At 35.7% G+C, this 11,543-nt stretch carries 13 protein-coding genes; 4 read left to right on the top strand and 9 right to left on the bottom strand.

All coding sequences use genetic code 11. The annotated features are described in order from the left end of the window. Window positions 1–2 precede the first annotated feature (2 nt). The 3 genes from C3007_RS00725 to C3007_RS00735 all read left to right on the top strand — a co-directional run bounded on the left by C3007_RS00725 (window position 3) and on the right by C3007_RS00735 (window position 2,947). Window positions 3–938: a hypothetical protein gene (locus C3007_RS00725; protein ID WP_165779932.1), complete on the top strand. Its 936-nt coding sequence runs from the start codon at window positions 3–5 to the stop codon at window positions 936–938. A gap of 258 nt (window positions 939–1,196) precedes the next feature. Continuing rightward, window positions 1,197–2,060, top strand: a complete 864-nt coding sequence (gene tesB, locus C3007_RS00730; protein ID WP_103852603.1) for an acyl-CoA thioesterase II — start codon at window positions 1,197–1,199, stop codon at window positions 2,058–2,060. A gap of 8 nt (window positions 2,061–2,068) precedes the next feature. Further along, window positions 2,069–2,947 (top strand): ferritin-like domain-containing protein, encoded by an 879-nt coding sequence (locus C3007_RS00735; protein ID WP_103852604.1) that lies wholly within the window; start codon window positions 2,069–2,071, stop codon window positions 2,945–2,947. 34 nt (window positions 2,948–2,981) lie between these two features. Here C3007_RS00735 and C3007_RS00740 read toward each other — a convergent pair whose 3' ends face one another. The 9 genes from C3007_RS00740 to C3007_RS00780 all read right to left on the bottom strand — a co-directional run bounded on the left by C3007_RS00740 (window position 2,982) and on the right by C3007_RS00780 (window position 10,581). Then, window positions 2,982–3,281: a HigA family addiction module antitoxin gene (locus C3007_RS00740; RefSeq protein ID WP_103852605.1), complete on the bottom strand. Its 300-nt coding sequence runs from the start codon at window positions 3,279–3,281 to the stop codon at window positions 2,982–2,984. A gap of 9 nt (window positions 3,282–3,290) precedes the next feature. Further along, the gene (locus C3007_RS00745) at window positions 3,291–3,569 is read right to left on the bottom strand and encodes a type II toxin-antitoxin system RelE/ParE family toxin (RefSeq protein WP_103852606.1); all 279 of its coding nucleotides are present in this window, start codon (window positions 3,567–3,569) and stop codon (window positions 3,291–3,293) included. 74 nt (window positions 3,570–3,643) lie between these two features. Next, a complete protein-coding gene (locus C3007_RS00750) occupies window positions 3,644–4,735 on the bottom strand; it encodes a lytic murein transglycosylase (protein WP_103852607.1) in 1,092 nt (363 codons plus the stop codon). Window positions 4,736–4,761: 26 nt separating this feature from the next. Continuing rightward, on the bottom strand, window positions 4,762–5,565 hold the full coding sequence (locus C3007_RS00755) for a glycosyltransferase family 2 protein (protein WP_103852608.1): 804 nt from the start codon (window positions 5,563–5,565) through the stop codon (window positions 4,762–4,764). Next, the gene (locus C3007_RS00760; protein WP_103852609.1) at window positions 5,565–6,449 is read right to left on the bottom strand and encodes a glycosyltransferase family 2 protein; all 885 of its coding nucleotides are present in this window, start codon (window positions 6,447–6,449) and stop codon (window positions 5,565–5,567) included. The genes C3007_RS00755 and C3007_RS00760 overlap by 1 nt, the downstream gene beginning before the upstream one ends. Next, entirely contained in the window at window positions 6,442–7,629 is a 1,188-nt protein-coding gene (locus C3007_RS00765) for a hypothetical protein (protein WP_103852610.1), read from the bottom strand. Before C3007_RS00765 ends, C3007_RS00760 begins: the two co-directional genes overlap by 8 nt. Then, window positions 7,629–8,402, bottom strand: a complete 774-nt coding sequence (locus C3007_RS00770) for a glycosyltransferase family 25 protein (RefSeq protein ID WP_103852611.1) — start codon at window positions 8,400–8,402, stop codon at window positions 7,629–7,631. The genes C3007_RS00765 and C3007_RS00770 overlap by 1 nt, the downstream gene beginning before the upstream one ends. 15 nt (window positions 8,403–8,417) lie before the next feature. Further along, entirely contained in the window at window positions 8,418–9,599 is a 1,182-nt protein-coding gene (locus C3007_RS00775; protein ID WP_103852612.1) for a lipopolysaccharide biosynthesis protein, read from the bottom strand. Next, complete coding sequence (locus tag C3007_RS00780) at window positions 9,589–10,581, bottom strand: polysaccharide pyruvyl transferase family protein (RefSeq protein ID WP_103852613.1); 993 nt, start codon at window positions 10,579–10,581, stop codon at window positions 9,589–9,591. Before C3007_RS00780 ends, C3007_RS00775 begins: the two co-directional genes overlap by 11 nt. A gap of 150 nt (window positions 10,582–10,731) precedes the next feature. Between C3007_RS00780 and C3007_RS00785 the strand changes: the two genes are divergently transcribed. After that, window positions 10,732–11,478: a YdcF family protein gene (locus C3007_RS00785; protein ID WP_103852624.1), complete on the top strand. Its 747-nt coding sequence runs from the start codon at window positions 10,732–10,734 to the stop codon at window positions 11,476–11,478. Window positions 11,479–11,543: the final 65 nt, after the last annotated feature.

The raw sequence follows: 11,543 nt of genomic DNA on the forward strand, positions 1-11,543 counted from the left end.
TATTGTTAATTTTACTTAGTATAAGTTACTTTCTTGACACTAATAAAGATAGTAATAAAGATAGTAACGAAAAATCTATTTTATTAAAAATAAAGAAGACCCTAAAAACCATCAACTCAATAAATAACTTTTGGCCTATTATTATAGTAACATCTCTTAACTTTTTATTAATAAAATATTTCTTATCATCTTTTAATATAGAACAACTCACTAAAATTATAAATCCTATCACAGCAATACTTTCACTAAGTATAGTTAATATATCAATAGCTCTTTATATTATTCAAAAGGATGGATACATCATATCACTTATTAATAAAAATAAATTTATAACTTCTGTAATTACCTCTCTACTCACTACATTATTCTATATTATCAAGCCAATATTAATATCTACATATTATTCTGCGATAGATCGAGCAACATCAGAATTGACTCTTAATTCAATACAGCAATATCCAATATTTCGTGATTTATTTTTCCCAATAACAATAGAAGCCCTCTATTTCATCACCTCCATAGCTATCTCCTTTGAAATTACTATTTTTATTATCTCATGTAAAAAAGAAATTAACGACAAGAAAAACTTTTATCTTACCCTCCTTACTTTATTCTTCATCTTCTTATTTTCCGCATCACATATATTTTATTTAACAAAAATGCTGACAGAAAAAACATTAACAAATCAAAGCATAGGGTATTTAATAATTAGATATGAATACTCTTCTCTCAGTGAAAAATGCAACAATCCTAAATTAATTGAACTAAGTAAAACAAATAGGTATTGGTTTAAATTTATTTCTCATAATAAAATCATCTATGCAGAAGGAATTTGGGATCCTAATATAAAAAAAGAAGAAAGAAAACTTGAAAACCTTACTAAATATAATTTTTATCCATTTGAGGAGCATTGCATAAATAAAAATCACTCCAATTAGAGTTTATAGGGCAGGGTAAAATAGCGCTAAAGAAATATAACAGAATTACTAAAATATTTATGTTATTCTTGAATGAATGTGAATTGCAATTTGACTTATATTGCCATGTTCCCCAAAAAATCTAAAAAACACCAACAAAATATCGTTAATTTATTTTAATAAGGACGTATGCCTAAAAAAACTTCTTGTTCAAATTGGCTTACCATTGAAAATTCCCGTAAAATACACCGCACTTATTTTTATTAAAAGGTAGATAAAATGTCTGTGCTACTCAACCAGCTTATTGATTTACTTAAGCTAGAACAGCTTGATGATTTTCTCTTTCGTGGGCAAAGCCAAGATTTAGGTTTGCGCCAAGTGTTTGGCGGGCAAGTGGTGGCGCAAGCGCTTTCTGCGGCGATTCAAGTTGCCCCCCAAGATCGCGTGTTACATTCTTGCCACGCCTATTTTCTTGCCCCCGGGGATAGTCAGCACCCGATTATTTATGATGTGGAAGTGTTGCGTGAAGGGCATCATTTCACTGCAATGCGAGTGAAAGCCATTCAGCATAATCAAGCCATTTGCCACATTACCGCGTCATTTCAAATGGAAGAAGAAGGCTTTGATCACCAAGTTTCAATGCCAAATGTCGGTGAGCCAGACAGCTTTATGGCTGAAAGTGTGGCATTGCAAAAATTGGCACAATATATCCCAGAGCCAATTCGCGATAAATTTACTGCCGAGCGCCCTTTTGATATTCGCACTAAATATATCAACAACCCTTTTCAAGGCAAAGCCTTGCCGCCTGAGCAATATGTTTGGGTGAAAGCCAATGGTGAAGTGCCGCACAATCGCGCCATTCAGCAATGTTTGTTGGCGTATTTTTCTGATTTTCATCCGTTACTCACTGCCCTCCACCCACATCAAAAAGGCTTTTTAGAAACGGGAATGAAATTAGCCACCATCGACCATTCTATTTGGTTTCATCGTGCTGGGGATCTTAACGATTGGCTACTCTACGCCATCGAAAGCCCTAACGCCTTTGGCGCAAGGGGATTATCACGCGGACAAATTTTCGATCGTCAAGGGCGTTTAATTGCCACCACACAGCAAGAAGGTTTAATTCGATTTAGCGAAAAATAAGGAAAAAAATGACCGCACTTTTAATGACACAACTTTGGGATCAAGTTACGCACGCCTTGCAAGAAAAAGATCCCGCGAAAAAATGTGAGCAAGTAAACGCCCTATATACCGAGCTTTTGCCTCGTATTGAGAAAGCAGAATTGACGGATTTCCCAACAGTAACCAAAAATCAAGAAATCGCCGCCTTTCCTGATAAACCAAGATTGGTTGCACCGCACGCCGTGCCAAAACGTTCTTTTGCCACACAAGAAGGCTATGCCGCCACTTTGCACGCTATTGCGCATATTGAATTTAATGCGATCAATTTAGGCTTAGATGCGGCTTGGCGATTTGCTCGTGAAGCAGAAAAAGAATTAGGCGAAGGGTTAGTCTTTGCGCGAGATTGGTTGCGCGTTGCGTATGAGGAAAGCACCCATTTTACTTTAGTAAACAATCACTTAAAAACCTTAGGCTATGAATATGGCGATTTTGAAGCGCACGCTGGATTATGGGAAATGGCACAAGCCACCGCACATGATATTTGGGAACGAATGGCGTTAGTGCCACGAGTTTTAGAAGCAAGGGGCTTGGACGCCACACCGGTAATGCAAGAAAAAATCGCACAGCGCAAAGATTTTGATGCAGTGAAAATTCTCGATATTATTTTGCGTGATGAAATCGGCCACGTTTCCATTGGCAATCATTGGTATCACGCCCTTTCTGCCAAGCGAGGGCTGGACGCAATGCAATGTTTCAGCGATTTATTGCGTAAATATCGCATTGTTATTTTCAAAGGGGCAATCAACACCGATGCCCGTATCCAAGCCGGTTTCACTCAATTTGAATTGGATTGGATTTATGAAATTGAACAGACGCTAAAATCTCATATTAAGGCAGTGAAGGGATAAAAATTCTCCTGAAGCCCACACTTCAGGAGAGATTTTAGATAGTTTGATAGGCTGGAATAATATTGAATTTCGTTCCTTTCCTCTCAGCGACCCATAAATCATAATTTGCTTGCTTATGTAGCCAACTCTCTGGCGTAGGGCTATTTTCTCCTAGCCAGATATGAAGTCTAAGCGCCATTTCAGCCGTAATAGAAGATTTTCCATTAAGCAAGCGAGAAAGGGTTACTCTATTTACCCCAAGTTGTTTCGCCGCCTCAGTTACGGTTAAACCTAGTGCAGGTAAAATATCCTCTTTAATGACCTCTGCTGGATGTGGGCGATAGTACATATTCATCATAATCTCCTAGTGATAATCTTGATAATCAACGATTTCAGCATGACCATTTTCCAACCTAAAAGTAACTCGCCAATTCCCATTTACTTTTACGCTCCAATGATTAGCTAAATTACCTGAGAGAGGATGTAAATTCCAACCGGGGATATTCATATCTTGAGGAAATTTAGCACTGTCTAGCTGATCTAGTATCCTTGCCAATTTTTTCGCATGATTTACAATAATTCCAGATGTATTACCTGTTCGATAGAACTTTTCCAACCCTTTATGATTAAATGAAATTATCACTTATTATCCTCTGCCTCAAATTCGCAGTAAATTATATTCTGTAACACATAATGCTACAACCTATTTTAAGCAGCTTACTCCCCCACTCTCGCCCTAATGCGATCTGCAAACATTCCAATACTGACCGCAAAATAATTGGAGCGATTCCAATCAAGCAAGGTGCGGAAGTTGTTTGACACTAAGAAAGCGCGACCATTTTCACCGTCTGGTTGCACAAGCCATAATTTGGCGTGAGAAAGTGCGGTTAGATTTTGTGTACTTTCTGAGTTGAACGATTTGAGTTCAACGCCCTGAGCTTGCCAATCTTGCAGTGAACGTGCTTTGTGCTTTTCAATGCCTGCTAAACTTGGGCTAATATACTGATTTAAACGCACTTCCACGCCCCACGGCAATTTATCGTCCCAACCGACAGTATGCAAATAACGAGCGATAGACGCGAAAACATCATAGTGATTTTTCCAAATATCTTTCTCGCCATCACCATTACCGTCCGCAGCATAGCTCAGGTAAGAACTTGGCATAAATTGCGTTTGCCCCATTGCGCCTGCCCACGAACCTTTCATTTTATGGCGCTGGATATGGTCACGTTCTAACATTTTCATTGCGGCAATAAATTCTTTACTAAATAACGGCTCACGGCGGCCATCAAAGGCAAGGGTGGCTAATACAGAAAGCACATCATAATAACCTTGATAATAACCAAAGCTACTTTCCATTCCCCATAGCGCCATTAAATATTCTTTTTGTACGCCAAATTTTTTGCTCGCCTTTTCTAATTGCGGTAATTGTTCCCAATAGCGCTGTTCGGCAACATTCACCTTATTTGTGGTCAGTACGCGATTAAGATAATTCGTTACCCCATTAGGATTGAATACTCTTGGTTCATTCGGGTTACGTTTTTTTATTTTCCCCGCTTGTTGTTTATCCAATGCTACTGCTTTAGGGATATATTGAATATTTTGTTGTGCATTTAGCACCGCACTTGAAACCCCTTGTCCTGCGGCTTTGGCTTTTAGAAATTGTACATAATCATCAAAATTATTTAATGTACGAGGTTTGTTATATTGAGTATTTGCACTCACGGCTTTAATAGAATGGCTACTTGAACAAGCAGATAATAAAACCGCAGAAAATAATGAAGTAAAAATTAATTTTTTGTTAAACATTGGCTTTCCTTAAAATAAATAAAATATTATTTGCGTAAAAACTTATAGATGATTTTTAATAATGAAACAGGTAATAAACGTGGTAAAACACGTAATAAAAATACGATAAATCCTGAAATGGTGGATTGTAATTTAACGTTACGTTTGAGTTTAAATAAATTCCACTCACACTTTGCTTGCGCTAAGCCACGGCGGCGAGAAACCATTCCATTGCCTACGCGAGCATAAACTAAAATATCAGGCAAATTCGCTACATTTTGTGGATATTTCGCCACCAAGTTTATCCATAAATAATAATCTTCCTGAATGTCTTGATACCCCCCGGCAGCGAGTACGGCAGATTTCTGATAAGCCACGGTCATATGATTGAAAGGGCTGCGCGTTTTTGTGAATTCGACAATTTCTTTAGGTTGAGTTGGCACATTGCGATAACTCACAATGTCTTGCATATTCTCGCCAAATTCAGCAATTTGTCCGCCAAAGATGATAGTTTCAGGATTTTGCTTGATGAAATTTACTTGTTTTTCAAAACGTTGCGGATCGCAAATATCATCGGTATCCATACGGAAAACCCATTCGTTGGCACAATGCAACAATCCCTCATTTAACGCCTTGCCCAATCCTTGATTTACTGGCAACTTCACTAATTTTAGCGGTAAAAATTCTACAAAATTTTGCACCGCACTTTCTAATTCGGGCGTAACGGCACCGTCAAACACTAAGACAATTTCATCTGCGGGCAAGGTTTGTGCGCGCAAACTTTCTAAACATTCACGCAAGAATTGTGGATTTTCCTTAATATATAAGGACATTAAAACTGAGAACTTCATTAAATGAACCTTTTCAAATGAATAGCTAATTTCGGTGAAATAAAAATAATGATCGCAATAATCAGCGGTTTAATATTTTTGCTTAATTTAAACATTTTCCAATAATAAATTCCCGCTTTGCGCGATAAATTCATAATATACGGATAGGCGAGCATATAAAGTGAATTTAGGGCAAAGTTTTTATGTTGGATTGGTGTTTTCACATAATTCTTTTCAATAAAATCGATTGCTTGTTCTGTATTGGTTAAATTGGTTGAAACACTGGAACGTTGGGTATGAAAAGTACATTCTGTTAAAGGCTGATCGACATAGAGCGATTTTAATTCAGATGATGAAATTACTTTTAATGCAAATTCATAATCTTCTAAAGATTTTAATTGCGTTGAAAGCCCACCTAAAGCTAAAAAGAAAGATTTCTTAATCCCAATCATAGGCATTCCACCAATTTTATTGGCTAATAAAATATTATCTAATGTGAGATCTTTTTGTTGTGTAAAAGGGTGAGTAAAATAGCTAAAATTTTCATTCACCATTACACATTTTGCTGGGTGGTAAATAAAATTTACTTCAGGATTTTGCGTAATTTGCTGCGCTAAAATTTCACATTTCGACTTTTCAAAACGATCATCATCATCTAAAAATAATAACCAATCTTGCGTTGCATTTCTTGCTCCAATATTACGGCTTTCCGCCGCACCTTGGTTTTGCTCATTACGAATAACGGTTACACGAAAAGGATAATCTTTTTTTACCACCACTTTTTCTTTCGAGCAATCATCAACAATAATGACTTCAAAATTATGCACGCTTTGTTGCGTTAAACTCGCTAATAACGCAGGGATTTCGGATTGCCGATTATAAGATGGCACAATAATACTAAACATTTTGTTTTCCTTCTTTTCTAAATAAGAAGAGATTTTTCCCTTGTTGGCCAAATAAAGATAATAACATTAGCAACACTAGCATTATGCCAGGGAACGCATAAGTATCTGCTTTAATATTTAATACAGAAAGTATAAATAATGTGGATAAGATAAATAACCAACTTCCATTAAACCAATTTAATGCTACTTTACGCACAAAATAAGCAGTAAATAAAAAACAGACTGATAAATAACCAATGCCACCATAAAGTAATTGGCGTAAAAAACCGCTATCTGTTAAGCCATAATATTTTCCATTTGGCATAATATATCGCCCATCACCCCATAATATTTGTTTTAATTCTGGGATAAATAAATGACGCTTCATTAATGTGTCTGTTGATGAACTACTTAATCCTTGGTGATTAATCAAATTAATCAATGGTTCTAATGCGTGGGCGACATAAGGATTTTTGGGATAATAAATAGCTAAACTTAAACAGAGTAATCCAAATAAGCCTAAAGCAGGTAAGTATTTCCATTTAAAATAAATGGCGATACTAACGATTGAAAGTAGTAAAAACGTTCTGCCTGAAATTAATCCAATACATAAAATTAAGAATAAATACACCGCACTTAATTGATTATGTGCTTTGTTGTAAGCTAATAAAAAATGTAATAAAAGAATGTAAAAAGCGCTTAATTGGAAGAATGCTGATGACGTAATATTATATAAACGATATTCTTGCTCTGAACCATAAAAACGAGGCAATACAATATTGGTTGAAAGGGCAAGTTCTGCCATAAGGCCAATGCCCATTAATGCCGTTACACCGACAATCCATTGAACAATAATACCAATTTTTAAATCTCGAATAAGCAGTGCTTTTCCATTGTTATTAAAATAAAAAATATTATAAATTCCAATGGCAAAAATAAATAAAATTAAGGTTTTGCTATATTGTAATAATACAGAATAATCTTGCGTTTGGTGTACCAATATTGGAATTGCACTTAACGTAATTAAGGCAATAATTATGATTAGGCTATCTAACGGGATAAAAATACCTTGTGGGCGTCGTTTTTTAACTACTTGATAAGCCAAGTAAATGAGCGAAATCCCCCCCACAAAAAATGCCATTCGGAAAAAATGGAACAGCCAAGGATCATAAAGATAAAATAAATTGACCAATGCAGACATTATTTTCCACCTTTTAGATTACGCGTTATAGCAAGTAATTTTTTTAATGGGTATTTAATTAATTTTTGCCAAAAATGATGTGTTATGCTACCACGCACATTTTCTAAATTGCTCATTAATTTTGGATTTTCAATCGCCAATAAAGGGCGAACCACTTGTGTATCTAAAGCAAATTTATTTCCAAATAAAATATAATCATCTGCCAGCCAATAAGGTTTTTCTTCGGCTAAAAAAGCTTTTACCGCAGATTTTTTAATTAAATAGGCTACCGTGCCAGCAAAATAGTTACGATAAGGATAGGCGTAGCAAAAAGGCGATCCCGCAATTTTATTGCGTAAAAATGAAAAGGTTGTTGGATAGTTAATTTCTAATTCAGAATGATTAAAATCATCAATTTTAGATTGTCCAATAAGAATAATATCCGCCTGAATATTTTCTTTGAGTAAACAATCTAAATGATGTTGAAAATCTTGATTAAACAACGCATCATCTTCACAAATTAAACAATATTCATCGTCTTGAATATTTTCATCATCGGCAATTAAACGATACACTGCTAAATGGCTTAATGTGCAGCCAATTTCACCTTTGGTAACCTTTCGCCCATAGCGCTCAGAAAATTTCTCTTGATCATAAAGTGCGGTGAGATTTTCTGGTGTTTCTTGCATCGTATTAATCGCACTAAACAGCGTGAAATCTTGTGTGTTTGGCTGAGCAAAAAAGAGTTTTCGGCGTTGATGATCTTTATCTAAAGAAATAAGAAATTTTTTCATTTTATCCAACTTAAATTAGTTATTCGTTTTTATCGGGAATTTATAATAGTAAATGAGTGAAATCATTAATCTCACTAAACTTGCCCCTATTAACGCATAAGCCACCCCATATAATCCTTGATTTTTAAAAGCAAAAAATAATCCCACTAAAACAAGAATAGAAATAATCTGGCGTGTAAATAATAATACTTGCTTACCTAAAATCAGCATATTTTGTGATAATAGCCAAGAAAGCCCTGCTAATAATGAATTAATAATAAACCACAATAATACTGGGGCAACTTCAATATAAGCATTACCAAAAAATAAATGAATGACGGGTTCAGCTAAAAATGGCACAATTATCACCGCACTTATTCCCATTAAAAGAATAAGCCCTAACACTGCACGAATACGATTTAGATTATTGAGTAAACCAGAATAATAATAATCTACTAGCATATTTATTATACGAGTGAGCAAGGTATCAAAGGCAATGCAAACCGTATATAAGCCTAAAGTATAATTTCCCATTAAAGCGACAATTAAAAAACGGTCTAAATTTACCGTTGTTGCGCCAAAGGTTTGTAGCAAGTTTTGTTTTAACCAATTTTTGAAGAAATAATTCGGTACAATGTTCTTTATTTCCGCTCTCTGCTTAAACTGTTTTTCTATTTTGCTAAGGGCATAAAGCGCAAATAAAGCTTGTATGCAAGTTAAAATGGTTAAGAGCTGAACCACTTTTTCTAAATGTTGTTCACCAAAAAGGAAATAATAGCCGCCATATAACCCCACAGCTAAAATGGGTTGCTGCAAAGAAAGTAGGCGATAAATAGATAAATTAGCATCAATTTTACTTTTTTCTAAAGTAATCGTAAAAATAGCCGTTAAAACAACATTTAAAATAAATAAATAATGAAATGACGTAATATTAAATAATAAAAGCGAAAGGCTGGATACTAATACCGAAAATAATAAAAAAGCAGAAAAATAATAACGCCAATAATGATATTGGTTATTTCGCATACAAAGGGCGAGAGAAAACCCAACGCCGCCTGTAGCAATAGTTACCACATAGGTTACGGACGTGATGAAAAGCTGTAATGCACCACGTTCTTCCACTGCAAGCAAGCGAGCAAGCAAAAAGGAACTCACCATTGTGAGTCCCGTGGTTAAGAAAGTGGTAATTAACAGTTTTGCAAAGGATTTATTCTTCATAAACTTTCACAAAATCAAGGCCTTGCGTCCATTGGCGATAATAACCTAAATTTTTACCATAGGAATTATCACAAACTTCATTTGGGATTTCTAACAGGCAAGAAAAAATATGTCCGTGTAATCGGCTTGTTATCACTAAATCATAGTGTTGGAAAATGTCTTTACAGCGTTCAATCACCGCCAAACTATGGCGATACCATAAATTATTTACTATATTCTTTAACCAAGGCTGATGAAATTTATTCGCGAGTTTAGCCAATCCGCTACAAATACGCTCATAATATTTATCTTGTGTAGTGAGAATATCTTCCCAATCTTTTACTTCGGCATTGGCTGGCAATGTGGCTTGGATATTTTTTTCCAAATGGCTTGCTTCAATATCCTTACGTAAAAAATATAAGGTTTTTTCTGCTGATTTTTGCACCGCACTTTGTTTTTTGAATCTTTGGTTTTTTAATAATGCTGAACCATAAAGTTGATGGGCCATATCAGGAGATAGAAAAACCTTATCAGAAAACTGATCTTTCATTAATTGATAAGTTGCCTGATCGCGCGCAAATAAATAGCAGTCTTTATGGGCGGAAAAAATGGCTGCCGATTTTTCTTTCGCTTGTGGATTAGAAAAATAAGCAGTTTGTGGCATTACAATAATGCGATTATTCGGAAAGGCTTGCACCAAGGCTTCGCGCATTCCTTGAATGGCAGGGTAGAGATCACCAAAATTGCCGCCGCCGTGGCAGATTAAGGTGGTGTTTGGTTTAACATATTTTTTTACTTCATCAAGATCGAAACTTTGCAAGCAACGTCTTAATCGAATATTAATTTGATAATCCTGAAAAAACGCTTCTGTTCCCGCATAAATGAGTAAATCCCCCACGTTTAAATGGAGTGGATAATCAAAATACAGCACATCATTTTTATCCACGATCGCATCAAGGATTTGCTTTAAATCTTGTTTAAGGGAAACTAAAATTTCGTTCATAGTTAATCATCTTTCCTATAAAGCTGCTTATCAGCGTAAAACGGCTATTTTAAAACAGAATGCCTCATAGTTCCAAAAGGATTGAGTATCTTTACAAAAGATTACAAGCCCTTTATGCTAATTGGCACGTTGTCTAGCTCAAAATTATTTATGTATTTACTCACCAAACTTATTACCGCCATCATTCTTCCGCCATTTAATGTCTTGATTTTATGGATTTTTTCTTTATTTTTTGCAAAAAAACAATATAAAAAACTGAGCTTTGCTTGCGGCCTTTTAGGTATTGTCATTTTGTATGTGTTCAGCATTCCTTACACTGCACAAAAATTGCAAGATAGCCTAGCAAAACAAACACCACTCAGCCTTACCGATTATAAAACGGCGCAGGCGATTGTGGTGCTAGGCGGCGGTTTGCGTGATAGTAATGAATTATTTGGCAGCCTTGCTGTGCCTGCAATCCCTCTTGAACGTTTGCGTTATGCGGCTTATTTACATAGAGAAACTCAGCTGCCGATTTTGATTACAGGCGGAACACCTAATGGCAATTCTGAAGCCAAAATAATGGCAAAAGAGCTGCAAGAGTTTTTCCACACACCAACCCGGTGGTTAGAAGAAAAAGCGAAAACCACCATTGAAAATGCCCAATTTACTAAGGCGTTATTAGAAAAAGAGCATATTCAGCGTATTATTTTGGTCACCAACCAATGGCATATGCAACGCGCAAAATTCTTATTTGAAAAACAAGGGTTTAGCGTTCTTCCTGCAAGCGTAGGGAACGGCGTTACGCCAGAAAGTTATGGCTTAACGCCAATGCACTTTATCCCACAAGCCAGTGCAATGCCAGCTAATATGCAAGCGTTGAAGGAATGGATTGGTTATTGGAAAGAGAAATTCTAAAAACGAAAACAGTGAAAATGAAAGCAGAGAAAAACAAAAATACAACAAAAACAAAAGTGCGGTAA

The sequence above is a fragment of the Avibacterium gallinarum genome (genome assembly GCF_002921135.1).
GTDB classification, from domain to species: Bacteria; Pseudomonadota; Gammaproteobacteria; order Enterobacterales; family Pasteurellaceae; genus Avibacterium; species Avibacterium gallinarum.